This window comes from Vibrio sp. LQ2 (assembly GCF_023920125.1).
GTDB lineage: Bacteria > Pseudomonadota > Gammaproteobacteria > Enterobacterales > Vibrionaceae > Vibrio > Vibrio fluvialis.
The window spans coordinates 536,179-561,608 of the sequence record NZ_CP085308.1 but is presented as its reverse complement, the minus strand read 5'-3'; the positions used below and the strand labels follow the sequence as shown (position 1 = coordinate 561,608).

Here is a 25,430-nt window from a genome sequence, read left to right as displayed (position 1 = left end):
CACAAACGGATGTGAACGTTCAACTCATTCTCGGAAAACGCACAATTGCAAATGAGGGCGCCGTTTCGGCACCTTGGGATCTCTGAATCTGGGGATCAATGACCAAGACAATGGCTTTGCTGCCAGTACGAGCAGAACCAGCGTGATCAGGGGGATAAACAGGTCAATCAGGTGATTGAGATGATGTTGCAGCAACTTACCGGAGAGATGGCAAGCAGAACTGGTTTGCTTGAGTTGTTCGGTATCGGTTGGCGCAGGCTGGGCAGCCTGCCACTCAACAGAGTGTTCGCTTACTTGGGCATAGGGACAAGCAAAAGTCAGCCCCATATTTTTCGTCGCACACAGCACCACGACCCAGACGATCAACATCAGGGCAAACGGCGCAAGTTGTCGGCGACGTAAACAATGCAACAGAACGAACCTCATGAGTAGCGTTTAATGAAACGGATAGGTTTGCTGAAAACAAGCCATGTTCATAGTGCGCAACAGCTTAACCGTCTAAAAAATAAAAGGAAACAATTCGGCTTGATATTTTAATTTGAATCATTATATTAGCAATAACTACTTTAGTTTATGGTTAATAACATGAGATCCTACAGCGACATTCTCAAAGATCAGAACACTCTTGGCCGCAGCTTTAAACAACAAAGCCCGGATACCCTCTCCGCCTTCATGCAGCTGCATAAAGCCGCGATGTCTCCGGGCGAACTGGATGTAAAAACCAAAGAGATGATTGCGTTGGCAATTGGCATTGCTGCTCGCTGCGATGGTTGTATCGCCGCTCACGTCGCCGCTTCACTCAAAGCTGGCGCCACCAAAGCTCAATTGGTTGAAGTCATCAACGTCGCCGTTCTGATGGGGGGCGGCCCTTCTTTTACCTATGGCACACTTGCATTAGGCGCCATTGAAGAGTTTGAAGCGCAAAACCGCTAACCACATAAGAGAATGAGGGAGCAAAACTCCCTCATTTTTTTGGACATCCTTGCAGATGGTCGTTCACCAGCCCCATCGCCTGCATGAATGAATAACAGATAGTTTCACCCACAAATTTAAAGCCGCGCTTTTTCAAAAACTTGCTCATCGCTTTGGATTCTTCTGTCGACACCGGTACCTGGCTCATTTCTGCCCAGTGATTAACTTGGGGTTTACCATCAACAAACTGCCACAACGCGGCATCCAAAGAACCGAACTCCTCTTGCAGTGCTAACGTTGCCCGAGCGTTAGAAAACACCGATGCAATTTTGCCGCGATGTTTAACCACATCATAACCAGCGATGATAGCTTCCACTCGCGCTTCGTCGTACTGCGCCAGTTTGGCAATATCATAATCTTCAAACGCCTGACGGTAGCCTTCTCGCTTACGCAAAATGGTAATCCAACTGAGCCCGGCTTGCGCCCCTTCCAAAGTGAGAAATTCAAACAGCGTTTTATCGTCGTGCACTGGCTTGCCCCATTCTGCATCGTGATATTCACGTTCGAGTGGATGGTTCATCGCCCACGCGCAGGTAGTATCTTGTGTTGTCATTGTTATCCTTCTGCCACTGACAAAAACGGCCTCCGAAGAGGCCGTTTGGATTACCTTTCATCAAGCAGGTACTTTGACATGGTGGAACAATCTGTACAACACCGGAACCACGATCAGTGTCAATACGGTCGCAAAACCAAGACCAAACATGATGGTGACGGCCATCGGGCGGAAGAAGATATCCGGCAACAACGGAATCATACCCAAAATCGTGGTGATGGCCGCCATGCATACCGGACGAACACGACTGAGCGACGCATCGACCACCGCCAGATACGGGTCTTTGCCCGAGTGCATTTCAATCTCGATCTGGTCCAGCAGCACGATGCCGTTTTTCAGCAGCATTCCTGACAAGCTGAGAAAGCCCAGCAGCGCCATAAAGCCAAACGGCGTATTGAGGGCCAGCAACCCTGTGGTTACCCCGATCACCGCCAGCGGCACCGTCAGCCACACAATCAGCGGCTCTTTGACAGAATTGAACAGGAAAACGGTGATTAAGAACATGAACAGATAACCCATCGGCATGGTCTGAAACAGCGATTCCTGTGCATCGTGAGACGATTCATATTCCCCGCCCCATTCCAGCGAATAGCCCGGTGGCAGTGCAATCGCCTCAATCTGTGGTTGCAGACGTTTTTGCAAAGTAGCGGCGGTCTCTTCACCCAGCAGATCCGGATCCGCCATCACGGTCAAAATGCGCTTACGATTTTTACGCACCACCAGCGGATCTTCCCACAACATTTCATAGCCCAAGGTGACCTGTTGCAGCGGAATGTACTCACTCAGCGCCGGGCTCCAGATCTTCATCCCTTCGATATTACGAATATCGATGCGCTCGGCTTCCGGCAGGCGCGCGACAATCGGCATAAGCGTCGTACCATCGCGATAAACACCAATGGTTTTGCCCGAAAACGACATCGCCAGAAACTCATCCACATCCGATTTGGTAATGCCGTAACGTCTGGCCTGACTTTCGTTAAACTGCGGCTCCAGCACTTTGGTGCGTTCACGCCAGTCGTGACGAACGTTGTACGCACCAGGATCGGCGTACATGATGTCCATGACTTGCGCCGCTATACCTCGCAACACCGTCGGATCAGAGCCGACCAAACGCGCTTCAATCTTAGCGCCACCGCCAGGGCCCAATTCAATCTGTTTCAGCTTGTAGTTAATTTCTGGATAGCTGGCATCCAGATGCTCGCGAAAACGCTTCATCAACGGCGCTAAACTGTCGTAGCTTTTCGCCCGCGTGGTGATCTCACCGTAGGCGGCATAACTTTTTTCCGGAGAATAAGTCAGCATGAAACGCTGCAACCCTTTACCTGCGGTTGTGGTAACCGTGTCCGCTTCCTCCTGTTTCGCCAACCAATGCTCCAACTCCTGTAACTTATCGTTGGTCGCGCGAATGTCCGTCCCTTCCGGCATCCACACATCCACCATAAACATCGGTGTGGTTGATGACGGAAAAAACGCTTGTTTTACCTTGGTAAAGCCATAGAGACTCACCACCAGACCAATCACCAGCACAATCATGGTCATCCAGGCGCGTTTCATACAAAACTCAAGAAATGATTTATAGACGACAAACAACATACCCTTATAGGGATCCGTTTCTTCGCCGCTGTCACTTTGCGCGACTTTCTGACCACGGAAAAAGATGTCAGCAAAGAATGGGGTCAGTGAGATCGCAGTAAACCAGCTGAGCATGAGTGAGATAAGCAGTACAGTAAACAGCGTGCCACAATACTCACCGGTCGAATCTTGTGACAAACCAATCGGAGCAAAGGCGGTAACGGCAATCACCGTCGCACCAAGCAGCGGCCACTTGGTCTGCGTTACAATGTCGGTGGCAGCCTGCAATCGCGTTCGGCCTTTTTGAGTGCCTATCAGTATGCCTTCCACCACCACTATCGCATTGTCCACCAGCATCCCGAGTGCAATAACCAACGCCCCCAACGAGATTCGTTGAAGGTCGATTTTGAAATACTGCATAAAGATAAAGGTACCCAGCACCGTCAGCAGCAATATCAAGCCGATCAGGAGTCCGGAACGCAGTCCCATAAAGAACAACAGCACAATGATAACGATAGCCACCGCCTGACCAAGGCTGACCACAAACCCGCTGACGGATTTATCTACTTCTTGCGGCTGGCTATAGATGGCAGAAATGTCGATGCCGACGGGTTGTTGATACTTGAGTTCCGCCAAGCGGCGATCAAAGCGCTCACCCACTTCAACAACGTTGACCCCCTGGGCAAACGACACCCCGACGTTGAGCGCCAGTTTGCCGTTGAAGTTGATGATATTGCTCGGCACTTCCACATAACCGCGTTTCACTTCGGCGACATCACGCAGGTAAATCAGCCCCTTCGAACCACCTTCATTGAGGATCAGATCGCCCAGTTTATCCACATCGTCAAACTCGCCTGTCGGATGAATACGAATGTACTCGCTGCCAATACGGATTGCCCCGGCATCCGACACTACATTCTGCGTCGACAGCAGATTGAATACCGTCTGCGGTGAAATCCCCAGCGCGCTGATGCGTTTCATGGAAATTTCAATGAATACCTGTTGTTGCTGCTGCCCGGAGACTGAGACTTTGCTGACACCATCAATCAGTTCCAGCTCTCGGCGCAGATAATCGACGTAATCCAGCAGCTCCTTGTAGCTGTATCCATCCCCAGTCACGGCGAGCAAGATGCCATACACATCGCCAAAATCATCAATGACCTGAGGCATATTTACGCCGGGGGGAAACGAGCCATTCAGATCGTTGACCTTGCGGCGCAGTTCGTCCCAGATTTGCGGCAGGTCGTTCGGGCCATATTTGTTTTTCATCGTCACGGTAATTTGTGACAGGCCACGGCTGGATATCGAATTCACCTCATCAACATACGTTAATTGTTGAATCGCTTTTTCCAACGGATAGGTTACCTCTTCTTCGACCTGCTGCGGTGTTGCCCCCGGATAGGACGTCACCACCATCGCATCTTTGATGGTGAATGCCGGGTCTTCGAGTCTGCCAAGATTGAAGAATGCAGCGGTGCCGCCAATCAGAAAAATCAGCGACACCATCCAACTGATCACCCGATTTCTGATAAAGTAAGCGGCCACGCCTTGAATTTCATCATCGGTTTGCGGCTTGTTATTTTGCTCACTCATGGACCATCTCCTTCACCACACTCACAGTCATTCCGTCACGCAATCGGGAAAGCCCCGCCACCACTACCGAATCCTCAGCCGTAATCCCTTCAACAATTTGTACCTGAGTTTTAGAGGCGTTACCCAGGCGTACTAAATGCTTCGACACACTGTTGTCTGCATTCAGAACCCAGACAAATTTTTGCGTGCGGTTCAGCTCATCTCCGTCGCCATTAAAAACGGCTTCCACCGGAACCACTGCGGTGCCGGTCGGATTTAGATGTTCAACCCCTTGCTTTGCCGTGACTTCTACCGCCATTCCATCCAGAATCAATTCATTTTCTGGCATCGGCAGTGTCAACGTGACAGTGAACGTGCCCGTTGAAGGATCCGGCTCGGTAGTAAACTCTTTGACCTGAGCTTCATATTCATTACCGCTTGGCACTCTGACCAGCGCTCGGATCTTTGACAGTTCTTTGGTGGTCGGTTGAGTCGCATGGTAACGATCAGGCAGTTGAATCAGCACTTCGATATTGTCGAGGCTGTGGATATTGACCACTTGCTGCCCCACCTGAACGTTTTCGAACTGATCGACATTAACGCGAGATATGATCCCTTCCACTGGTGCTTTGAGTTGAGTAAACGACAAACGCAGTTTGGCCAGTTCGAGCTCTGCCATCGCAATTTGCCGCTGAGCCGCAATTTCATCAAACTGCGACTTGGCTAGTAAGCCTTTCTCCACCAACGGACTGGAGCGGCGATACTGACTGTCAATCACCGAATAGCGCGCTTGGGCATTATCCACATTTAGCTGGTAATCGGTCGGGTCCAACTCGGCAATCACATCGCCCGCCTTCACTCGGTCCCCTTCTTTCACATTGATTTTACGAATTTCGCCATTCACCCGAAAACTAAGATGCGAACGCTCTGCCGCATTCGCCACCGCAGGGAAATAAAGGCTGTCCTTGCTGCTATTTCCGAGATTGGTGACTTTGACTTTGGGAGTCATGTCACGCGGCGAAGAGTCAGGATGCCCACAGCCAGCAAGTAACACCAGCGAAGTCATAAGATAGGTTTGCCACTGTTTCATGTTATAGCCCCCGCTCTTTGACCCATTCACGAACTTTGATGCCCGCCTGAATGCTGCTCACGCCTGAAATGACAATACGATCGCCATCGTTGAGCCCGCTTAATACCTGACGTTTATCGTTCAGCTCCACTGGCACCTGACTGACAATGCCCTCGTTATCCACGCGCCAGACAAACTGTTTTCCGTCTTGTTCAAACAGCGCAGTCAGCGGCACGGTTGAAGCACTGCCTTTTGCGACCGACGCTCTGACCGTGCCCGCCATCCCCGGCAAAATGCCAACATCGGCGGGACGTTCCATTGCCATGGTCACTTTGTAGGACCCCGTTTGAGGGTCAGCTTCGGTATCAATTTCCTGAAACTGGAGGGGAAAAGTCATATCGGGGAAGGAATCGAAGACCATGGTTGCCTGCACATCATTGCCATCACCTCGCGCAAAACGGTTGAGCAAGTGGTCTGGCAACAAGAAAATCACTTTCAGAATCTGATTGGTCTGAATGTTCATCACACCCTGTTTTGCCGCAACGTACTCGAAGTTTTCCGCAGGAATGATGGAGATAGTGCCGTCATAGGGTGCCTGCAACTGGGTGTAACTGAGATTAGCTTTAGCTTGTTCCCAGGTTGCTTTGGCAGAATTGTGGTTGGCTTGCGCCTGATCGAAATCCTGCTCTGATACCACCTTATCCTCACGCAGCTTCTGATATCGCTTGTACTGCACATCCGCCAACAAAAAGTTGGCTTTGGCTTGCTTTTCTAGCAATGCATATTCGTCAGGATTGATTTGCGCCAGCACATCACCCTTTTTAACCGCTTGCCCGGCATTGACGTCGATTGACTGCAGCTGTCCGGGGACACGAAACGCAAGTACAGCGCGATCGCCAGCTTCACTGGTAGCAGGAAATTGACGGGAAAATTCATTGTTGCCGACTGACACGGTGGTCAATTTAGCAGGCCGGGAATCCGGCTCAGGCACAGGGGGGAGCTCTCTGCTGCATCCATGAAGAAAGGCAGAAGAAACCAATAAAAAAGTTATCGTTTTACGCATATTCATCACCTATGATGATTAATAGATCAAACATAGGCGAATCAGCGAGTTATCGCTACGTAAAAGACACAGAAAATTCAGGGAAATGAGAGCGGCATCCAATACCGCTCAGAAGTGAGAATATCGCTTACAGTTTGCTGAATTCCCGATTGACCTTAAACGCCTCGGAGGTCACGTACGCCTCCATTTTACGGACGCGGGATTCCACGTTGGTCAGGTCTTGGTCCAGCGTTTGTAGCAACGCCTGAGCCGTCTGCCCCTGCTCCCAAGGCTTGCTTTTAAGCGTATGAGATTGCTGGCTGCGTAACGAATCGCGATATTGTTCGGGCTGTTTTTCCAGCATCAGTGACAGCGCAAGGTAGGCAATGATGACCAGAGCGAAGCCACCAAGCAGGGCCACTGTAATCACCAGAATGCGTACCAGCCACACTTCCAGTCCAAAGTAATTCGCCAGACCCGCACACACACCCGTCAACTTACCGTTGACCGGATCGCGATATAATTCTCGGCTACTCATAGTTGCGTCTCCAGTTTGGTGATTCCGCATCCAGAATACGCTCTAGTGTGTCAATTCGTGCTTCGAGGCCTTTGGCTTTTTGTGACAGCGACTGCAGCGCATCGAAATCTTCCTGCGACAGACCGTTTTCCATTTTGCGTTTGTTGCGGTAATGCAGCAGCAGCCAGAGTGGCGCCACAAATATCAAAAAGACAACCAAAGGTCCTGCAATGAAAAATGAGGCCATAGCTCGCTCCTAAATTCTTGAACTGGTGTTTATTAGTCTTGTTTCATCTGTTCTTTGAGCTTTGCCAACTCTTGTTCAATTTCATCCTGCGCTTGCAGTTCGGCAAACTCTTGCTCTAATGACTTCCCTTTGCCGGATTGCGCATACAAATCCGCTTCCGCTTCAAGCTCATCCACCTTGCGTGAATATTGCTCAAACTTAGCCATCGCTTCATCCGTGCGGCTGGTGTGCAGATGACGTTGCACGTCACGGCGATTGCTGGCAGCTTGACTGCGAATCGCCAGCGCTTGTTGTTTAGCGCGCGTTTCGGTGATTTTGCTTTCCAGCTTGGCAATTTCGCCAGTGAGTTTATCAATGGTCTCTTCCACCAAAGTCTGCTCAGTATGCAAACCTTTGAGTAGGTTTTGCAATTTTTGTTTCTCAATCAAGGCTGCACGTGCCAGATCTTCACGTTGTTTGTTCAGCGCCAATGTGGCCTTGACCTGCCAATCTTCGATTTGTTGGTCAATGGCATCCACCTTGCGCGCCAGCTCTTTCTTATCAGCAATGGCTTTCGCGGAATTGGTGCGAACTTCCACCAATGTGTCTTCCATTTCCTGAATGATCAGACGAATCATTTTTTCCGGGTCTTCTGCCTTATCGAGCAGAGCACTGATGTTGGAATTCACAATATCGGCAAAACGAGAAAAAATACCCATGGTGATGCTCCTTCTAATGACTGTAGATTCGCGACGCGGCAAAGTGGTTTACACACAAGGCTAACTTTCCGAATTGCCTGTCGCGGTTCATCGTGGTTATCTGTCGATAGTTCTCCAATAATCGTGCCAATTCTTCGTTCTTTATTTTTCAGTCACTTAGATTGCTAATGGATTGAAGCTTCACTATGCTAATAACGATTTCGCTAACTGTTGGCAAATTTCGCCAAGTCGATAACTGAACGCGAGGAGCGCATCATGCAGCATAATTTAATCGGTGAATCTCCGGCTTTTCTCGCCGTACTGGATAAGGTGTCGCGCCTGGCGCCGATAGAAAGGCCTGTGCTGGTGATTGGTGAACGCGGAACCGGTAAAGAGCTGATCGCCCAACGATTGCACTATTTATCCAAACGTTGGGATCAGCCGTTGGTGGCGTTGAACTGCTCGACCCTCAGCGAGGGACTGATTGACTCTGAGCTGTTTGGTCATGAATCAGGATCCTTTACCGGCTCAAAAGGTCGACATCAGGGACGTTTTGAGCGTGCAGAAGGCGGCACACTGTTTCTCGATGAGCTGGCGACCGCTCCGCTTGCGGTGCAGGAGAAGCTGTTACGGGTCATTGAATATGGTCAGTACGAACGTGTTGGCGGAAGCCAGGTTTTAAATGCCAATGTGCGTTTGGTGTGTGCCACAAATGCAGATTTACCTCAACTGGCAGAGCAAGGCGAGTTTCGTGCTGACCTGCTCGACCGTTTAGCGTTTGATGTCATTCATCTGCCACCGCTGCGTGAACGCCGCGAAGATATTTTGCTGCTGGCCGAATATTTTGCGATTCGCATGTGCCGTGAACTGTCGTTACCGATGTTTGTCGGGTTTACCGAGCACGCGGTGAGTGCATTACTCAACTACGCCTGGCCGGGTAACGTGCGTGAACTGAAAAACGTCATTGAGCGTGCGGTCTATCAACATGGCAATGAAGAGTTCCCCATCGATCAACTGGTGTTTAACCCGTTTGGCCGCTCAAGCTCAATCGCTCAGACAGGTAAATCTGATTCAACCACTATCAGAGCGACGGAGTTTTCTCTACCGATGGATTACAAGCAGTGGCAGGAAGACCAGGACAAGGCATTGTTGAATCATGCGCTTAACAGTGCAAAGTTTAACCAACGCCAGGCCGCACAGCTGCTGGGTTTGAGCTATCATCAATTTCGAGGCATGGTAAGAAAATACCAGTTGCTGAACGATCAACAGGAATGAGCGCAACTTCCTTGGCTATTTAGCTAGTTAGATCAACCTTTTCACTTGGTTTCAAACCTCAAAGAATGGTAAATTAGCGGGATTTTGAGGCACAAATGCGCTGAATTTGCCTCGTTTCTCACACTCATTTTCAATATGAAAACTTTATTACGACTCACGCTGGGATTATGCGGCCTCAGCCTGCTTGCAGGTTGTGGAGAGAAAATCGATCATAGCAAAATTCGCCAGAGCGGATTCGTTTACTGTGGTCAGGGAAGCCCGAGCACGTTTAACCCTCAGCTCGTCGATAGCGGCATCACCTCTGAGGCTCTCAGCCCACAGATTTACGACACGCTGCTCAAACTCGATCCTGAAACTCATCTGCCGATTGCCAATCTGGCCACCGAATGGACGGTAAACAGCAGCGGAACGGAATACATATTCAAGCTGCGTAAAGGGGTTCAGTTCCAGACAACCCAATGGTTTACGCCGACTCGTGCAATGAATGCGCAGGATGTGGTGTTCAGTTTCCGCCGCATTATCGACACCACAAACCCTTACCACTACGTGAGCAACGGCAGTTACCCTTGGTTTGCCGGCATTGATTTCTCCAACCTTCTGGTTGATGTGCAGGCATTGGACGATGACACCGTCAAATTCACTCTGAGCCGTGCTGACAACAGTTTCCTCTCCAACATCTCCACCACCCACGCAGTGATTTTATCGGACGAGTATGCCCAGAAGCTCGCTTCACGTGACGAAAAGTCACTGATTGATACTCACCCGGTCGGGACGGGGCCGTTTTATCTCGATGAATTCCAGATTCGCGACTTAATCCGCCTGCGCCGTCATCCGGCCTATTGGAATGGCCCGGCGAAGATGCAGCAGGTGGTGTTTGATATTTCCCAACGCGGGACAGGCACGCTGGCGAAATTGCTGCGAAACGAATGTGACGTGCTCAGCTCACCTATTTCGAGTCAAATTCCAATCATCGAAAAACAGCCAAATATTATCCTCAACGCGAAGCCAGCAATGAACGTAGCGTTTATTGCAGTGAACACCTCGCACCCGGCACTGAACGATGTACGTGTGCGCAAAGCGCTTAACTTTGCCATCAACCGACAGAACATTCTTGATTCGGTTTACTACGGCACGGGGAGTATTGCTTACAACATTCTGCCACCAACATCCTGGGCGTATCAGAAAGACAGCATTCAGGTTCGTTACGATCGTAACTACGCGATGGCGTTGCTGCGCGATGCGGGTTTTGAATCAGGGCTGGAACTGAGTATGTCCGTACCACTAGAGCCACGCGCTTATAACCCGAGTCCGCGTAAAACGGCCGAGCTGATTCAATCCAATCTGGCTGATATTGGCGTAACTCTGCATCTGATTCCGGAAGACCGACTGGATCGTACCGAGCTGTCCGAACGTTCGCACATCGATCTCTTCCTGACGGGCTGGACAGGCGATACCGGGGACCCGGATAACTTCCTGCGCCCGTTATTGTCGTGTGATTCCAACCGCGCCGGACTGAACGTGGCGATGTGGTGTAACAGTGATTTTGACTTCCTGCTTGATCTGGCGCTGGAAGTGGAACGTCCGCGCTATCGTCTCAACCTGTATAAACAGGCACAGAACATTTTGAATCAGGAGTTTCCTGTGATTCCTTTGGCTCACGGTATGCAGTTTAAAGCGTACAACAAAACGCTGACTGGTTTTCGTCTCAGCCCGTTTAATGTTGAACCATTCAATATCGTTGAGAGGGTGACGGAATAATGCTGAATTACACCATCCGCCGCTTTAACCTGTTCGTGATCACCCTGCTGATCCTGACCATGGTTGGCTACAGTCTGCTGCGCCTTGATCCCCAGTCTCCTTGGGCAATTCAGGACTTCTGGCAGGGCTGGCTGGAATACATTACCGAGCTGATGCAATTCAACTTCGGGGTGAACAAAAACGGGGTACCGATTGCCCATGAACTGGTTCTCGTCTTCCCAGCCACACTTGAGCTGTGTTTGATTGCGTTCATTTTGTCACTGTTGGTGGGTATTCCGATTGGCACCGTCGCAGGCATGAAGCAGGGGAAATGGCTGGATACCATCATTTCGTTCACTTCCATGTCCGGCTATTCGGCTCCGCTGTTCTGGGTAGCAATGATGATGATTATGGTCTTCTCGCTGCACTACGAAATGCTGCCGGTTTCCGGCCGTTACGATCTGCTTTACCAAGTGGAACACGTGACAGGTTTTGCTCTGATTGACGCGTTTCTGGCAGAAGGCGCTTACCGTAGTTACGCGCTGCAGAGCGTGATTGAGCACATGATTCTGCCGTGTCTGGTTCTCGCTCTCGCACCTACCACACAAGTTATTCGCCTGATGCGCGCTTCGGTCGCTGACATCATGGGCCAGAACTACATACGCGCCGCGCGGATCAAAGGTCTCTCCTACTACGAGATCGTGATTCAACACGTGCTGCGCAATGCCATTCCCCCCATCATTCCTAAATTCGGGGTGCAGTTATCCAGCATGCTGACGCTCGCCATTATTACCGAGTCGATATTTAACTGGCCGGGGATTGGTCGCTGGCTGTTAGACGCATTGTCCAATCAGGATTACGTTTCGATTCAAGCAGGTGTGATTGCGGTCGGCGCATTGGTACTTACCGCCAATATTCTCTCAGATCTGATCGGCGCGATGATCAACCCGCTGGTAAGGAAGGAATGGTATGCTAACAAATAACGTTTATCAGGAAGAGCATATCCCGACTCAGTTCGAGCGCTTCTGGCGCAGTTACAAAGCGAACAATCTGGCGATGTTTGGCTTATGGTGCCTGATTCTGATTCTGGTGGTCACCCTAACCTCGTACTGGATTACTCCACACGATCCGCACATGCAATCGGGCGAATTGCTGATTCCACCATCATGGGATCCATCCGGCACCGTTGAATACTTCCTTGGTACGGACGATTTGGGACGCGACATTCTGTCACGTCTGATTGATGGTTCGCGCCTCACTTTCGGCGCGGCAATCATCATTACCGTGATTGCAACGGTGATTGGTTGCGGCATCGGCATTCTGGCAGGCATGACCCGAGGTTTGCTGTCGAGTACTTTGAACCACCTGTTAGATACCGTGATGTCTATTCCGTCACTGCTGCTAGCGATTATATTCGTCGCTTTCCTCGGCTTTGGTGAATTCAACGTTTTATTGGCTATTTGCCTGGCATTAATTCCTAGATTCATCCGTTCGCTCTACATTGCCGTACATAATGAAGTAGAGAAAGATTACGTGATGGCCGCACGTCTCGACGGTGCAAATGACTCGTATCTGTTGTGGCATTCCATTTTACCTAACGTGCTGCCGGTCATTGCATCTGAAGTGACCATGGCACTGTCCATCGCGATTCTGGATATCACGGCTCTGGGCTTTCTCGGTCTGGGTGCCCAAGCACCGAGCACCGAATGGGGCGCTATTCTGGGTGACTCAGTAGAACTGATTTATCTGGCGCCGTGGACAGTAACACTGCCGGGTATCGCAATTATGTATACCGTGGTAATGATTAACCTGGTGGGCGAAGGTGTCCGTCAGGCGTTAAATGCAGGAGTCGAATAATGCCGTTACTCGATATTCGTCACCTCACGATTGAGATTGATACGCCTCAGGGTCTGGTGAAAGCGGTTGACCGCATGAGCATGACCATGAACGAAGGCGAAATCCGTGGTCTGGTGGGTGAATCAGGCTCGGGTAAGAGTTTGGTCGCCAAGGCCATTGTTGGCGTGGGCAAAGAGAACTGGCGTATTACCGCTGACCGTATGCGTCTTGGTAATATAGACCTGCTGCAACTCACACCACGTGAACGTCGCCGGGTCATTGCCCGCGATGTTGCGATGATTTTCCAGGAACCGTCAACCTGTCTTGATCCATCGGAAGAGGTAGGCAAACAGCTGATTGAGTCAATCCCGTTCCGGACATTTGAAGGCCGCTGGTGGGAGCGCTTTACCTGGCGTAAACGCCAAGCCATTGCCCTACTTCACAAAGTCGGCATCAAAGATCACCGCCGCGTGATGGGCAGCTATCCGTATGAACTGACCGACGGCGAGTGTCAGAAAATCATGATTGCCATGGCGATTGCCGCCAAGCCAAAACTATTGATTGCCGATGAACCGACCAACGACCTTGACCCTATTACTCAGTCACAAATTCTGCGTCTGTTGAGTCGCATGAATCAGGTCAACAACACGTCGATTCTGCTGATCGGACACGACCTGACCACCATCACTCAGTGGGCTAACCGCATCACGGTGATGTACTGTGGTCAGTCGGTTGAATCTGCCGATACACAGAAAATCATGACCGAGCCGAAACACCCATATACCGTGGCTCTGCTGCGTGCTATGCCGGATTTCAGTGACTGGATTCCACACAAAGAGAAATTGCAGTCTCTGCCGGGTTCGATTCCTCCGCTGCAGCACTTGCCGATCGGCTGTCGCTTAGGCCCTCGTTGCCCTTACGCACAGCGTCAATGTGTTGAAGTTCCGCAAACCCGCTGGGTGAAAACTCATAAGTTTGCCTGCCACTTCCCGCTGAACATGGAGCAGCAGTAATGAGTGATTCACTGTTAGAAGTCAGAGACTTATCCAAAGACTTCATTACCCGATCCGGTCTGTTCCGCAGAAAGGTCCAGCACGCCGTTAAACCGGTCAGCTTCACGCTGGAACCAGGCCAAACCATTGGTTTTATCGGTCAGAACGGCTCGGGTAAATCGACACTGGCACGCATGCTGGCAGGCATGGTTGAGCCCACCAGCGGCGAGATTCGCGTCAACGGTGAACGCCTTGAACATGAAGATTACGCGACTCGTTGTAAGCTGATTCGAATGATTTTTCAGGATCCGAATACGTCGCTGAACCCGCGAATTCAGATTGGCCGCATTCTGGAAGGCCCACTGAAACGAAACACCAACATGACGCCGGAAGCGCGCATGAAGCGGGTTAAAGATACTCTGCTTCGTGTCGGCCTGTTGCCAGAGCATGCCTATTTCTATCCGCAAATGCTGGCAACTGGTCAAAAACAACGTGTCTGTCTGGCGCGCGCGCTGATTCTTCAGCCGTCGATTATTATTGCAGACGAAGCGTTGAATGGTCTTGATATGGCGATGCGCTCGCAGATCATTAACTTGTTTCTGGAATTGCAGGAAGAGATGGGCGTCTCGTTCATCTACGTGTCGCAGCACATCGGCGTGATCAAGCACATTACCGATAAAGTGATGGTGATGCACGAAGGTGAAGTCGTGGAATTTGGTGATACGCTGGAAGTCCTTTCTGAGCCGCAACATCCCATCACGCAACGTATGGTAGAAAGTCACTTCAACAAAGCGCCGTGCTTTAAATAATGCGCATCTGGCCTGTTCTTACTGCCCTGCTGTTTTCCCCGCTGGCGCAAAGCGCCAATAACTGGGAAAACCCGGCATTTGTAGAGCAGGCTTTTGTGCAGGTTGCGCTGCGCAACGAATATTCAGCAGGTTCAAAACCGCTGGTTAAATGGAACAAGCCCGTCAAAGTCTGGATCGAGCACAAAGTCTCGGATAGTGATCTTCATGAAGCGCTCGCGTTAGCGCAACTTAATCATCTGGCCGCAATGACGGGCCACACCGTCACGCGTGTTGCCAAGCGTGAAGAGGCCAATCTGATTTGGGTGTTCACTCAGCAATCCGATTGGAAAAACGATGTGCGACGTGAAATGGGCGCCGCGGCTGCAAAGCACATCTATGGTGCGGTGTGTCTCGGCAACTATCGAATCAGTAGCAGCACTCATGAGATCGTGTCTGCGTCTGTCGTTATTCCGGTGGATCAGGCGCGCAGTCACGGCAAATTACTCGCGTGTGTGGTCGAAGAAGTGACGCAGGTGATGGGGTTACCCAACGATTCTGAAAAGGCTTACCCATCGATATTCAATGACAAAACACCGGACGATCTGCTGTCACCGCTGGATGTCATTCTGCTCAAACTGCTTTATGAGCCTGAACTCAAAACGGGTATGAGTGAGCAGCAGGTACGGCCTATCGTGAAAACGATATTAAAACGGTACAAAAAAGACGGCGTGCTTGCGCAGGCCGTCCGAATGTCACATTCATCAGAATTGTATGACTGGATGCCGTAATCAGCGGCGAGCGTTTTGTTTTTCCAGTTCCATATCAAATTCGTCAGGAAACAGTACTACGCCTTCCTCATTGTCGTTTGGAAACACCACAACAGAAAGATCGTCTTGCTCCAGACCGCTGGTCCAGCGGCTGCGCCATTTATTCAGTGAAATCGCTTCCGCTTCGCATTCAGCCCAGTCACCTGTAGCCCATGCTTCAGCAAACTCGCGGTTTGGCCATACAGGCACGCAGTCGTCATCTTCGGTATTGAGCATCACACAGCCGTGTTCATCTTTGAGAATCCACACCTGTTGATTAGCTACGATTTCTTTGATGCAGTAAGTAAAACGCTGCTCTTGATCGTACTGATTAATGGTCGCGATTTGTTCCGCGCTCAATGCATTGGCCATGTTGGTCTCCAAATAAAAACGCTCCCAGCAACAGGCTGCGAGCGTTCAAACCGTCAATTTACCCGGGCATGATACCCGAATTGAACAATTAAGCCAGTTCGCCTTGCAGCCAAGGCCAACCCTGTTTCTTGCGGCTAAGGGTGTTTTCCATCATCAGCTCGCCGTCAACCAAGTGTTTTTCCAGCTTCTCAGCCCATTCGCCTTTAAACAGTAGACGAGTTTGCGCTGTGGTGATGTCAGTCAGCATCAGCGCTGCCAACGCCAGTTGCTCTTCATCACAGCGACGCTGCAAATCCGCTTCCAGCGCATCAATCATGCCATTAACCTGATCCAGGGTTGCCAGTTCAACCTGACCGACCACCAGATCGCGGCCATTAAAAGGATAGGCTTTCAGATCTTTTTCGACCAGTTCAGCGGCGCTCAGGCCGTCAATATCCGTCTTGGCAATCAGCAGCGCACGAATAAAACCATCGAGATCCTCAACACCCGCCAGCGGAGCCAGTTCAGCGACGGCGTCTTTGTCTTTCTGGGTGCAGGTTGGCGATGCAAAGCCGACAGTGTCTGACAAAATCGCTGACATCATCAGTACCGCCATTGGCTGGCTGATCGTCGCGTCTTCCATCTTAAACAGGTTAAACAAAATTGTACTGGTGCAACCAACTGGCCAAATCCATGCTTCCAGTGGGTTAACGGTCATCACATCACCCAGACGATGGTGATCGACGATACCCAGAATTTCAGCTTCGTTTAAGTCGTCGGGTGCCTGGGCAAGATCGGTGTAATCCACCAGCCAGACTTTTTCACCCGCAACACGGGTGCGCAGTTCCGGTTGTTCCACCCCCGCAGAGGCAAGTATGTGCTGGGTTTCGCGGTTAATGTCACCCTGGCGAATCGCTTTCGCGTCCAGACCACGAGCTTTCAACAACTCAGCGGCAACCAAGGCACTACAAATACTGTCACTGTCCGGGTTCTTATGACCTACTACTAAAATCATTGTCTTTCCTATTATTTTTCCCGTATTGAGGGCATCACTCACAAAGGCAGTCACTCTACTCAACTCAATGATTTGTGCATGGAGCTAAATCAAAAAAGATGGAGTTTCATCGCAATCCACCCTATTGCGAATCATTCTTATTTGCATATAATGAGAATTGTTCGCATTTTCATGGTGGCTATGATGTTTTCAATTAAACTGCCCGACTTCTCTTCCGCTTCCCAGCAATGGATTCCACTGCGCTTGGGTTATAAACGCCTGTTGCTGCCCGTCGCCTTAATGATGTTGCTGCTGAGTAATAACACCCGTGAACTGACCGTCCAGACGCTGTCAGACTCCTTCTGGGCCGTCTCCACCTATGTCGCACTGACGCTGGCGATTTACCATTATCTTTCCCGATGGGTGAACGGCACTAACCGCTTCGTCGTGGCATTTCATCAGTCACGTAACCTTCAGGTAGTGATTGCGTCATTACTCGGCGCATTGCCCGGGTGCGGTGGCGCGATTGTCGTCACCACCCAGTTCGTCAGCGGTAAAGTCGGTTTTGGTTCACTGGTCGCGGTGCTGACGGCAACCATGGGGGATGCCGCGTTTCTGCTATTGGCGAGTAAACCTCTGACCGGGCTTGGTGTGATTGGCATAGGTATCGTCACTGGCTGTATCACTGGCCTGATTGTCAATGCGCTGCACAATGATGATTTCATGCGCCCAGCGGCAAACCAAGATCAGGTAGAGAGAACCAGAACACCAGACGCCCCCCTGTCACAAACTGCACTGAACTTACAAGGTACATTCTGGAAATGGTTGTTGCTGCCCGCTTCTGTGGTGGCATTCGCTCAGTCGTTTCAGATAGATATTAACGCGCAGCTTGGCCTGCCAGCGCTGACGATCGAATGGCTCGGGGCGTTGTTGGCGGTGGTGAGCATGTTGTTGTGGGCACTAACCCGCGAGTTGGATACGTATCAGGATGCGGTGAGTGAGGATTGCAAAACCCGTCAGGCACACCCGCTACAAAAAGCCGCGCAGGACACCAATTTTGTCAGTGCGTGGGTGATCCTGGCTTTTCTGGCGTTTGAACTGGCCCACCATTTTACCGGCTGGGAAGTAAGCCAGGAGTGGCAGCACTGGGGCATCTGGATGCCGGCAATCGGCATTGTTGTTGGCATGTTGCCCGGCTGTGGTCCACAGATTTTGATCACCAGTTTATATCTGGCTGGCAGCGTGCCGCTGTCGACTCAGCTTGCGAATGCGATATCCAACGACGGCGACGCATTATTCCCTGCCATCGCACTGGCTCCCAAAGCGGCGCTGTTCGCCACGCTCTACACCTCAGTGCCAGCCATCGTGGTTGGCTACGGCTATTACTGGCTGTTCGAGCTGTAAAAAAGGGAGCCGCGCTCCCCTTTTCTTCAGCATGCGGTCACAATTGCCCGGCTGCATAATCCACCGGGCAGAGTCATCATCAACACTTGAGAAGGCTCTTCACTCAGCGGCTCGCCGCTCCAGAAGTCATACCAATGCACTGGTGTGTCGGCAATCAATGTAAATTCACATTCATCCCCGCCATAGTTAAACAGGCAGTGCAGGTCATTGACTTCGTTGAGTTTTAAAAAAGCACGATTCAGCGATAACGACGTCATTTTCGCCGCTTCCTGCGTCTGCCTGTGACGAGCCAGCAGTTTGTGCAGACTGTTCTTGGTGAAAGCCGTCAGTTCGGGCAGCGGGTCGCCGGATAACAGCAAGCCACCGCTGGCAAGAATCACATTGCGATGAAACTCATACGCACTGCGGTCAGTCGCTTGATTCGGCAAAGAGGTGAGGGTCAGACAATCGGGATCAATCTGCCACAGCTGGCGATGCTGCCAACTGCGATAGAAGGTCTCACGTGCGATCTGATTAAAGCGATGGGGATGACGTTCCACGTCATCAGAAACGCGCATGGCATCCACCAATCCGAGCGATGGCCACATCGGTGCGTTGCACCCCAATAGCCAGGCGTCCTGAGCCCCTTCAGCGATTGCCTGCATGCCCATTCGGTAAGCTTCCACACCCGTTACGCCCTGTTGGTAGCGTCTGCCCTTGAGGGTTCCCCAGTAGTTCGCATCGAGCTTAAACAGCTCAATTCCCCACTCTTCACGCATGGTGCGAACCACACGCGTCAGATGTTCCTGCACATGCGGATTAGAACAGTCGAGAACGTACCAAGGGGGGCAACGCCAGCCACCATAAGTGACATCTTCAGCTTTGAGCAGAGTGCCGTCCGTGTGACGGACAAACCATTCCGGATGTTCACGAAACAGCTGAGATCCCGGCTCGGCAATGAATGGTGCCATCCAGATTGCCGGCTTCTTGCCACGGCGACGTATTTCGGCCACCAAGGACTGTACTCCGGCACTGAACTTGGCCGACGGGGTCAGCCAATCTCCCATAAACGCCTGATAACCATCATCGAGCAGTACCCATTCAAGGTGTTCCAGCTCATCCTGCATCACATCGACATTATCGAGAATATTCTGTTCACTCACGTCAGCATAGTAGGCATACCAAGAACACCAGCCCACGGGTGCCTCTGACTGACAATGTGGACGGTTTTCGTGATGCAGATGGATGTATTCGACGTAATCGTGATACAGCTTCGACAGCGATTCACCTTCCAGCATCACCAACGATTCAAGGCGGTTGGACGACCAGGATTGAGGCTCGCTCAGTTCACCATCCACAAACGCGGTGACAATGTAACTTCCATCAAACTCGCTTAGCTCAAAATACCCGGCAAAACGGTGACAAGAAGAAAAGCCAAACAGCAGATAGCCATTCGAGCTTTCCACCACCAGATAGTTATAAAAGCGCTTTGGCGCATTCGCATCGTAAATTCGATAGCTGAGATTATTGTCCGGGCAGCGGCCTACGTCACTCAGTTGACTGAGCGTACCCGCCGTTTGCGCCAACATTTGAAAACCATCGCCAAGAATTCGGGCATCCGGTTCTACATCAAGTTGAGTGCGACACAGCGGAAAGTGTTCACTGAGCGGCGTATTGTGCAGACCAATGTAATCGAACCGGAGCTCATCGTGGTGCACGGACACACCGACATCCAGTGGTTGCAGGAGCTCGACATCTCTCAGATTACGGAGTGTTAACCGGGTCATGTCATCCTCAAATATTTATCTGTTTAACGTATTGAGTATCTTATTATCAGCTTACGCCATAAGTTAGCTAAGTCACGAATTGCAGACCGCTCTGACTCGTTTGCTTAAAAAGCAGGCGGTGATTGCAATCACAATCCGATACGGGAAATACGCCGCCGTCAGAGCAAATGAACTACACTCTGCTTCATATATTTCGATTGGGAATATGTCTTGTCACTCTTTACTCGTTTCTTATTCTCCGGTGTCTGGATTTTCGCAACTTGCAACGCGCTCGCCTCCCCCGTTATTCATGCGGTTCAGGACGTGTGGCCACCATACATTATCGACACCTCAGACTATCCCGGCATCTCGGTTGAAATTGCGCAGCGCGCATACGCCAGCCAAGGTTATCAGTTGGAAATGGACATTCGCCCGTGGTCGCGCGCTTTTAAAGAGATTCAGCACGGACGGGATCAAATAGTGATCGCGGCCTGGTATTCCGCCAGCCGGGAACCCCAATTGCGCTTTTCCAATCCTTATCTGTACACCGAGATCAGTCTGATTTCGCGTAAAGACCATCCGGTACCGTTCGGCAATTTTGAAGATCTGAAGGGCAAAACAGTCGGCATCGTGGAGCACTATGCCTACGACGACGACTTTATGGCCAGTAAATGGTTTCAGCGCGTTCCGGCCAGCGATCTCATCACCAACATCCGCAAGGTTCTTGTAGGTCGCGTCGATCTGTTTATTGAGGATGCGCGAGTGGCACGATGGACGATGGTGGAAAACAGCATTTCTCCCGAGGAGTTTACCTACATCCACCCACCCGTCTCGATAAGTCCGCTTTACGTGATGGTCGCGAGAGACAATCCTAACGCGCAGGTGTATCTGGAGGCGTTCAATCGTGGGTTGGAAGCGATCAAAGCCAATGGTGAATATGACGCCATCTTGCACAAATACGATAGCGGTTTACCATTGGTAAAAAAGCCAGCTCAATGAGCTGGCTTTCATCTTTAGGCGACTTCGATTGGCCCACCGAATGACGTCACAGGCGGTACCTTGCCAGTGAACTTCTCAAAGTCCACGATACAGGTGTTGGCTGAAGTTGCCTGCGCCAACTCTGACGTACCGAGGTCAAGCGTTAACGTATTTGGGTCACCGTAAGTACAGATCGCACCTTCTTTCTCAGATAACGGGCCGTACCACGCCCCCTCTTCAATGCGAATCACACCGCGTGGGTAACTGTCCGATAACACCGCACCCGCCAGTAGCTGACCACGACCATTGAACACGCGCACCAAGTCGCCCTCTTTGATGCCTTTGGCTTTGGCATCCATCGGGTTGATGTAAACCGGCTCACGACCTTGCACCGCGTAGGTGGCACGGAACGCTTCCGATTCACACATCTGCGAGTGCAGGCGTTTATCCGGGTGGCAAGATTGCAACCAGAACGGATACTTGTCTGAACCCGGGCCACCGTGTGAACGTTCGGTTTTCTCAAACCACATCGGGTGTTCCTGACAGTGTTCGTAACCGTAGCGACCAATCTTGCGAGAGGTGATTTCGATAAAGCCAGACGGCGTACCCAACGCGTTGATCTCTGGATCTTTACGGAAATCAGCATGGCGAACCCACGGTTTACCTTCGCCAAATTCCAGCACGCTTTGTTCCCAGAACTCATCGAATTCTGGCATCTCAAACTTGCCTTCGTTGGCTTTTTTACAGTCGTTGTAGAGCGAGCGTACCCACTCCATTTCGTCCATACCACGCGTAAACTCTTCATGGCGGCCGAAACGACGTGTCAGCTCGGTCATGATTTCAAAGTCGGTACGCGACTGGAACATCGGATCCACCAAGCGGTGCATCGCAATCAGACCTTTGCCGGAATACGAACCATACGAGTCAATGTCGTTTCGCTCCCACTGCGTACAGGCTGGCAGCACGATGTCGGAGAAGCGACAAGTCGCCGTCCAGTTGAAATCAATCGTGACCACGGTTTCCAGTTTCTGGAACGCGCGTTTCATCTTGTTGCGATCTTGATGGTGATGCCACGGGTTATTGCCCGAAATCACCATCATTTTGAAACCAGGCAGCGTCACGGTATTGCCGTTGTGATTGATTTTCTTACCCGGTTCGAGAATCGCATCAATCCAGCGCGCGACCGGAATCGTGCGGCTGTAACCGTTGAAATCGTTGTTGTCCCATTTCGGTTTTGCGCCTTGATCCAAGTTGCGCGGGAACCCGCCCGGGCCAGCAAAACCGGTCGAAGGTACGCCGATGCCCGAATAGTGGTGACCGTACGAAATACCGCCGCCCGGCAGGCCGATCTGACCAATCATCGCCGCCAGCACCGCACCCATCCAGTACGGCTGTTCACCGTGTTCCTGACGCTGAATACACCAGCCAAACAGCAACTGCGTGCGACCTTTCACCAACATACGGGCGAAATCGCGAATGGACTCCGGCGTCACGCCACAAATCTTCGCCGCCCATTCCGGCGTGCGTTCAATCTTGTCTTTGGTGTTCCCCAACACGTATTGAATGAAGTCATCAAAACCCAGACAGTAAGTGCTGATGAACTTCTTGTCGTAGAGATCTTCGGTGTACAGCACATGCGCGACCGCCAACATAAACGCCACATCGGTCTGTGGGTTGATGTACAGGTGATCGTTCTGCAGGAAACGCTGAGTTTTGTTCTTCACCGGATCGACAGAAACCACATTCACTTCGCCCTTGGCGATTTTTTCTTTCAGTTGATCGAGATAGCCAAAGGATTGGTGCGTCTCACAGTTCCAACCCACTTGCAGGTTTTTCACCGGATCGTTTGCCCACAGAATGATGTTGTCGGAATGCTTAAGAATCTCCGTCCATGAGGTACCCTGCGCATACACTTCAGTCGAACCCAGCACGTAAGGCATGATGGTTTGGCCGGCACCCGTCGAGTAGTCGCCCACTTTGGTGATGTAGTTGCCGTGCATGCCTACCGCGCGCTGCATCATCGCCGTACAGTTGTGGAACGCGCCGGTTTGGTTCCAACCGGTTTGACCCGCGTGCAGTGCCCACGGCCCATATTGCTTCTGTACGCGTTCCAACTCGCGGTAGAACAAGTCAATCGCTTCATCCCAAGTGACACGGATGAAACGGTTATTGCCACGCGTTTCAGCGCTGTATTTATGTTTTTTCAGCCAGTCAAGACGCACCATGGGGTAACGTACACGAGACGGGCTGTAAATAATGCCTTTAATGCCGTTGAGCATATCGGTCGGATGTTTGTCGGTCTCCAGCGGTTTAATTGCCTGAACCTTGCCCCCGTAGATCTGGGCGCGAAACGCGCCCCAGTGTGAACCCGACACTTTCCAGGTACCGGTGGTTTCGGCTGCCTGAGCCGTGATTGGTGTCAGCAAGCTTGGGCCAATAATCGACGCCGCACTGGTAGTTGCCACACCTTTTAGAAAACTTCTTCGTGTAATCGCCATCGTGTTTACTCCGTAAAACGCAGATTAATGGTGGCCTTCAGCAAAATCTGAAGAGTGTTTTTGCAGATACTTCAGTACCAGGGCTTCACTGTCGGTATCGAAGTTAACGAATGCCAGCATACCGTCGAACATGCCCGGCCAAGTGTTGGCATCGAAGTGCGCTTCATCAGGTTGGGTGTGACATACCGAACAGTTGGTTTTGTAAGCTTCACGCGCTTTTTCCCACACCGGCTGCGCATCGTTGAGCATGGCTTCTTTCTTCATCCACACTTTGGCCGTCACTTGTTCCCAAGGCAGACCTGTCAGGTCGTCGACTTTCTTCTCGCCTACCGTCACAATTTGATCCGACAGCGCGGCGTCTTTCAGCAGTGAACCGACAGCGATGTTCATACCGAAATCTTCCTGAATCACGCGGCCAAAGCCTTTCGCTTTACGCCAGCCAGAGATTTCGACCTGCATCATGTCGCCTTGCTCAGCCAACACCTTCACTTCCGATGCCGGGTTGAGCAGACCCGCTTCAACTTGGGCTTGCACATCTTCATACAGTGGCAGATGACGCACACTGACCAGCGTTTCGCCGTCGGCATAATCGGTATTCGATGCCATGCCTTCCAGTTCACCAATCAAGCCTCCGGAGCTGTCCATATTTTTCGGCAGGTTGTGCGCGATACCTTTGTGACAATCGATACAGCTTTGATCCCGCTCCGCCGCTTGCTTCATCTGAATGCGAGCCGTTGGTGACATCTGCTCAAAGTCCATCGAGTCGTAGTTGTGACAGTTTTTACATTCGAGGGATTTGTTGGCGGAGAAGCGGTCCCATTCGTGCTTGGCTAACTCAATGCGACGCTCTTCGAATTTCTCGGACGTGCCCAGATCGCCAAAGACTTGAGCGAACACCTCTTTAGAAGCCTGCATCTTACGGGCGATTTTAGAGGTCCAGTCGTGTGGTACGTGACAATCCGGACAAGTGGCGCGTACGCCGGAATGGTTCTTCCAGTGCACGGTCTCTTGCAGCTCAACATACACGTTGTCACGCATGGTATGGCAGCTAATACAAAACTCCTCGGTGTTGGTGGCTTCCAGCGCGGTGTTGAAACCACCCCAGAAAATCACCCCGGCAATAAAACCACCCATGGTCAGTACACCCAAACTGATGTGTACTGCTGGTCGCGTCATGGTACGCCACATTTTCACTATCAAAGATTTCATGTTTCGTTCTCTTAAAATGTCGTTGAGCAGAGGAGAGGGTGAACGACCATTAGCCGTGCGCACCTGGTGGTCCAAAGACGAACATCTGAAGCATCCAAACGATGAATCCATATCCGCCGACAAACGCGACACTTAAAATCGGAAACAGAACTACAGTGATGAAGAGGAATGACTTCCACTCCAGAGAGCGTTTTTCGACGCCCTCAACTTTATTAACATCACTCATACATTTGCCTATTTAAATTGAAGGTATTTTGACCAAGTGAAATTGTTTCTTTCCACTCGTTCGTTATTAATTAGGCAAAATGCTAAACCATAAAATTAGTAAGGTTCAATCGAATTACTGCTTTCACCCCTTGTTATTCAATGCTTTTTTGAGTTAGAACGGAGATGTGTTCAATTAAAAAATCGTGTTAAAGAATATGAACAGTTATGAAAAAATAATATTATTTCCAATATGTAAAAATCGATCATAAAAATTAACTTTCCACATATTTAAATGGCTAAAAGTAATTTGAATAATTCTCTTCTCACTCGAAATATCGAGCCATTTGTTAGCAACTCTTTGCCGTTATGTTTCAAAAACATCACTGATA

General features: G+C 50.8%; 24 protein-coding genes. 10 read left to right on the top strand and 14 right to left on the bottom strand.

The features are described 5' to 3' along the window. Positions 1-24 precede the first annotated feature (24 nt). Entirely contained in the window at positions 25-411 is a 387-nt protein-coding gene (locus tag LGV68_RS02745) for a hypothetical protein (RefSeq protein WP_020428648.1), read from the bottom strand. A 174-nt stretch (positions 412-585) separates the two neighbouring features. Here LGV68_RS02745 and LGV68_RS02740 point away from each other — a divergent pair, with 174 nt between their 5' ends. Continuing rightward, positions 586-933, top strand: coding sequence for a carboxymuconolactone decarboxylase family protein (locus tag LGV68_RS02740; protein ID WP_233977381.1), 348 nt, complete (start codon positions 586-588; stop codon positions 931-933). A gap of 31 nt (positions 934-964) precedes the next feature. Here LGV68_RS02740 and LGV68_RS02735 read toward each other — a convergent pair whose 3' ends face one another. The 7 genes from LGV68_RS02735 to pspA form a co-directional block, all read right to left on the bottom strand. Beyond that, positions 965-1,525: a DNA-3-methyladenine glycosylase I gene (locus tag LGV68_RS02735; RefSeq protein ID WP_020330289.1), complete on the bottom strand. Its 561-nt coding sequence runs from the start codon at positions 1,523-1,525 to the stop codon at positions 965-967. A 60-nt stretch (positions 1,526-1,585) separates the two neighbouring features. Continuing rightward, on the bottom strand, positions 1,586-4,690 hold the full coding sequence (locus LGV68_RS02730; protein ID WP_222737434.1) for an efflux RND transporter permease subunit: 3,105 nt from the start codon (positions 4,688-4,690) through the stop codon (positions 1,586-1,588). Next, positions 4,683-5,759 (bottom strand): efflux RND transporter periplasmic adaptor subunit, encoded by a 1,077-nt coding sequence (locus LGV68_RS02725; protein WP_289781583.1) that lies wholly within the window; start codon positions 5,757-5,759, stop codon positions 4,683-4,685. Before LGV68_RS02725 ends, LGV68_RS02730 begins: the two co-directional genes overlap by 8 nt. Position 5,760: 1 nt before the next feature. Further along, entirely contained in the window at positions 5,761-6,801 is a 1,041-nt protein-coding gene (locus LGV68_RS02720; RefSeq protein WP_061056425.1) for an efflux RND transporter periplasmic adaptor subunit, read from the bottom strand. Between the two features lie 127 nt (positions 6,802-6,928). Then, entirely contained in the window at positions 6,929-7,318 is a 390-nt protein-coding gene (pspC, locus tag LGV68_RS02715; RefSeq protein WP_020330282.1) for an envelope stress response membrane protein PspC, read from the bottom strand. Beyond that, positions 7,311-7,544 carry an envelope stress response membrane protein PspB gene (gene pspB, locus LGV68_RS02710; protein WP_020330281.1) on the bottom strand — a complete coding sequence of 78 codons (234 nt, stop codon included), beginning with the start codon at positions 7,542-7,544 and terminating at the stop codon, positions 7,311-7,313. The genes pspC and pspB overlap by 8 nt, the downstream gene beginning before the upstream one ends. A gap of 32 nt (positions 7,545-7,576) precedes the next feature. After that, positions 7,577-8,242, bottom strand: a complete 666-nt coding sequence (gene pspA, locus LGV68_RS02705; protein WP_024373996.1) for a phage shock protein PspA — start codon at positions 8,240-8,242, stop codon at positions 7,577-7,579. A 255-nt stretch (positions 8,243-8,497) separates the two neighbouring features. On the opposite strand from pspA, the gene pspF reads away from it, so the two are divergent. The 7 genes from pspF to LGV68_RS02670 all read left to right on the top strand — a co-directional run bounded on the left by pspF (position 8,498) and on the right by LGV68_RS02670 (position 15,637). Further along, a complete protein-coding gene (pspF, locus tag LGV68_RS02700; RefSeq protein WP_222762130.1) occupies positions 8,498-9,496 on the top strand; it encodes a phage shock protein operon transcriptional activator in 999 nt (332 codons plus the stop codon). A gap of 135 nt (positions 9,497-9,631) precedes the next feature. Beyond that, entirely contained in the window at positions 9,632-11,254 is a 1,623-nt protein-coding gene (gene sapA, locus LGV68_RS02695; protein WP_252536182.1) for an ABC transporter substrate-binding protein SapA, read from the top strand. Next, complete coding sequence (locus tag LGV68_RS02690) at positions 11,254-12,216, top strand: ABC transporter permease subunit (RefSeq protein WP_020330276.1); 963 nt, start codon at positions 11,254-11,256, stop codon at positions 12,214-12,216. The genes sapA and LGV68_RS02690 overlap by 1 nt, the downstream gene beginning before the upstream one ends. Then, positions 12,203-13,090, top strand: a complete 888-nt coding sequence (locus LGV68_RS02685; RefSeq protein ID WP_020428661.1) for an ABC transporter permease subunit — start codon at positions 12,203-12,205, stop codon at positions 13,088-13,090. The genes LGV68_RS02690 and LGV68_RS02685 overlap by 14 nt, the downstream gene beginning before the upstream one ends. Further along, positions 13,090-14,082, top strand: coding sequence for an oligopeptide/dipeptide ABC transporter ATP-binding protein (locus LGV68_RS02680; protein ID WP_020330273.1), 993 nt, complete (start codon positions 13,090-13,092; stop codon positions 14,080-14,082). The genes LGV68_RS02685 and LGV68_RS02680 overlap by 1 nt, the downstream gene beginning before the upstream one ends. Beyond that, positions 14,082-14,870, top strand: a complete 789-nt coding sequence (locus tag LGV68_RS02675) for an ATP-binding cassette domain-containing protein (protein ID WP_020330272.1) — start codon at positions 14,082-14,084, stop codon at positions 14,868-14,870. Before LGV68_RS02680 ends, LGV68_RS02675 begins: the two co-directional genes overlap by 1 nt. Next, complete coding sequence (locus LGV68_RS02670; protein ID WP_032079960.1) at positions 14,870-15,637, top strand: DUF2927 domain-containing protein; 768 nt, start codon at positions 14,870-14,872, stop codon at positions 15,635-15,637. The genes LGV68_RS02675 and LGV68_RS02670 overlap by 1 nt, the downstream gene beginning before the upstream one ends. On the opposite strand, the gene LGV68_RS02665 is transcribed toward LGV68_RS02670, so the two are convergent. Next, the gene (locus LGV68_RS02665) at positions 15,638-16,027 is read right to left on the bottom strand and encodes a DUF2750 domain-containing protein (RefSeq protein ID WP_020330270.1); all 390 of its coding nucleotides are present in this window, start codon (positions 16,025-16,027) and stop codon (positions 15,638-15,640) included. Between the two features lie 88 nt (positions 16,028-16,115). Continuing rightward, positions 16,116-17,021: a manganese-dependent inorganic pyrophosphatase gene (locus LGV68_RS02660; RefSeq protein WP_020428669.1), complete on the bottom strand. Its 906-nt coding sequence runs from the start codon at positions 17,019-17,021 to the stop codon at positions 16,116-16,118. Positions 17,022-17,204: 183 nt separating this feature from the next. Here LGV68_RS02660 and LGV68_RS02655 point away from each other — a divergent pair, with 183 nt between their 5' ends. Further along, positions 17,205-18,404: a putative manganese transporter gene (locus LGV68_RS02655; protein ID WP_158151853.1), complete on the top strand. Its 1,200-nt coding sequence runs from the start codon at positions 17,205-17,207 to the stop codon at positions 18,402-18,404. A 26-nt stretch (positions 18,405-18,430) separates the two neighbouring features. Here the strand turns inward: LGV68_RS02655 and LGV68_RS02650 are convergent, their stop codons facing one another. Continuing rightward, positions 18,431-20,170 (bottom strand): alpha-galactosidase, encoded by a 1,740-nt coding sequence (locus LGV68_RS02650; RefSeq protein WP_252536180.1) that lies wholly within the window; start codon positions 20,168-20,170, stop codon positions 18,431-18,433. Between the two features lie 303 nt (positions 20,171-20,473). Between LGV68_RS02650 and LGV68_RS02645 the strand changes: the two genes are divergently transcribed. After that, entirely contained in the window at positions 20,474-21,148 is a 675-nt protein-coding gene (locus LGV68_RS02645; RefSeq protein WP_233927390.1) for a transporter substrate-binding domain-containing protein, read from the top strand. Positions 21,149-21,162: 14 nt separating this feature from the next. Here the strand turns inward: LGV68_RS02645 and torA are convergent, their stop codons facing one another. Genes torA through torE form a run of 3 tightly spaced genes read right to left on the bottom strand, consistent with a single transcriptional unit; the run spans position 21,163 to position 25,060 of the window. Continuing rightward, positions 21,163-23,625, bottom strand: coding sequence for a trimethylamine-N-oxide reductase TorA (torA, locus tag LGV68_RS02640; RefSeq protein ID WP_075988465.1), 2,463 nt, complete (start codon positions 23,623-23,625; stop codon positions 21,163-21,165). 24 nt (positions 23,626-23,649) lie between these two features. After that, on the bottom strand, positions 23,650-24,834 hold the full coding sequence (torC, locus tag LGV68_RS02635; RefSeq protein ID WP_252536179.1) for a pentaheme c-type cytochrome TorC: 1,185 nt from the start codon (positions 24,832-24,834) through the stop codon (positions 23,650-23,652). Positions 24,835-24,883: 49 nt separating this feature from the next. Beyond that, a complete protein-coding gene (gene torE / locus LGV68_RS02630; RefSeq protein WP_222764424.1) occupies positions 24,884-25,060 on the bottom strand; it encodes a trimethylamine N-oxide reductase system protein TorE in 177 nt (58 codons plus the stop codon). Positions 25,061-25,430: the final 370 nt, after the last annotated feature.

Excerpts from the sequence above, each read along its gene's own strand:
- LGV68_RS02650 (WP_252536180.1), bottom strand. The coding sequence starts at position 20,170 with ATGACCCGGTTAACACTCCGTAATCTGAGAGATGTCGAGCTCCTGCAA.
- pspF (WP_222762130.1), top strand. The coding sequence starts at position 8,498 with ATGCAGCATAATTTAATCGGTGAATCTCCGGCTTTTCTCGCCGTACTG.
- torA (WP_075988465.1), bottom strand. The coding sequence starts at position 23,625 with ATGGCGATTACACGAAGAAGTTTTCTAAAAGGTGTGGCAACTACCAGT.
- pspA (WP_024373996.1), bottom strand. The coding sequence starts at position 8,242 with ATGGGTATTTTTTCTCGTTTTGCCGATATTGTGAATTCCAACATCAGT.
- LGV68_RS02720 (WP_061056425.1), bottom strand. The coding sequence starts at position 6,801 with ATGCGTAAAACGATAACTTTTTTATTGGTTTCTTCTGCCTTTCTTCAT.
- pspC (WP_020330282.1), bottom strand. The coding sequence starts at position 7,318 with ATGAGTAGCCGAGAATTATATCGCGATCCGGTCAACGGTAAGTTGACG.
- LGV68_RS02725 (WP_289781583.1), bottom strand. The coding sequence starts at position 5,759 with ATGAAACAGTGGCAAACCTATCTTATGACTTCGCTGGTGTTACTTGCT.
- LGV68_RS02690 (WP_020330276.1), top strand. The coding sequence starts at position 11,254 with ATGCTGAATTACACCATCCGCCGCTTTAACCTGTTCGTGATCACCCTG.
- LGV68_RS02740 (WP_233977381.1), top strand. The coding sequence starts at position 586 with ATGAGATCCTACAGCGACATTCTCAAAGATCAGAACACTCTTGGCCGC.
- LGV68_RS02665 (WP_020330270.1), bottom strand. The coding sequence starts at position 16,027 with ATGGCCAATGCATTGAGCGCGGAACAAATCGCGACCATTAATCAGTAC.
- LGV68_RS02685 (WP_020428661.1), top strand. The coding sequence starts at position 12,203 with ATGCTAACAAATAACGTTTATCAGGAAGAGCATATCCCGACTCAGTTC.
- LGV68_RS02730 (WP_222737434.1), bottom strand. The coding sequence starts at position 4,690 with ATGAGTGAGCAAAATAACAAGCCGCAAACCGATGATGAAATTCAAGGC.
- pspB (WP_020330281.1), bottom strand. The coding sequence starts at position 7,544 with ATGGCCTCATTTTTCATTGCAGGACCTTTGGTTGTCTTTTTGATATTT.
- LGV68_RS02655 (WP_158151853.1), top strand. The coding sequence starts at position 17,205 with ATGTTTTCAATTAAACTGCCCGACTTCTCTTCCGCTTCCCAGCAATGG.
- LGV68_RS02660 (WP_020428669.1), bottom strand. The coding sequence starts at position 17,021 with ATGATTTTAGTAGTAGGTCATAAGAACCCGGACAGTGACAGTATTTGT.
- LGV68_RS02735 (WP_020330289.1), bottom strand. The coding sequence starts at position 1,525 with ATGACAACACAAGATACTACCTGCGCGTGGGCGATGAACCATCCACTC.
- torE (WP_222764424.1), bottom strand. The coding sequence starts at position 25,060 with ATGAGTGATGTTAATAAAGTTGAGGGCGTCGAAAAACGCTCTCTGGAG.
- LGV68_RS02670 (WP_032079960.1), top strand. The coding sequence starts at position 14,870 with ATGCGCATCTGGCCTGTTCTTACTGCCCTGCTGTTTTCCCCGCTGGCG.
- LGV68_RS02675 (WP_020330272.1), top strand. The coding sequence starts at position 14,082 with ATGAGTGATTCACTGTTAGAAGTCAGAGACTTATCCAAAGACTTCATT.
- torC (WP_252536179.1), bottom strand. The coding sequence starts at position 24,834 with ATGAAATCTTTGATAGTGAAAATGTGGCGTACCATGACGCGACCAGCA.
- sapA (WP_252536182.1), top strand. The coding sequence starts at position 9,632 with ATGAAAACTTTATTACGACTCACGCTGGGATTATGCGGCCTCAGCCTG.
- LGV68_RS02680 (WP_020330273.1), top strand. The coding sequence starts at position 13,090 with ATGCCGTTACTCGATATTCGTCACCTCACGATTGAGATTGATACGCCT.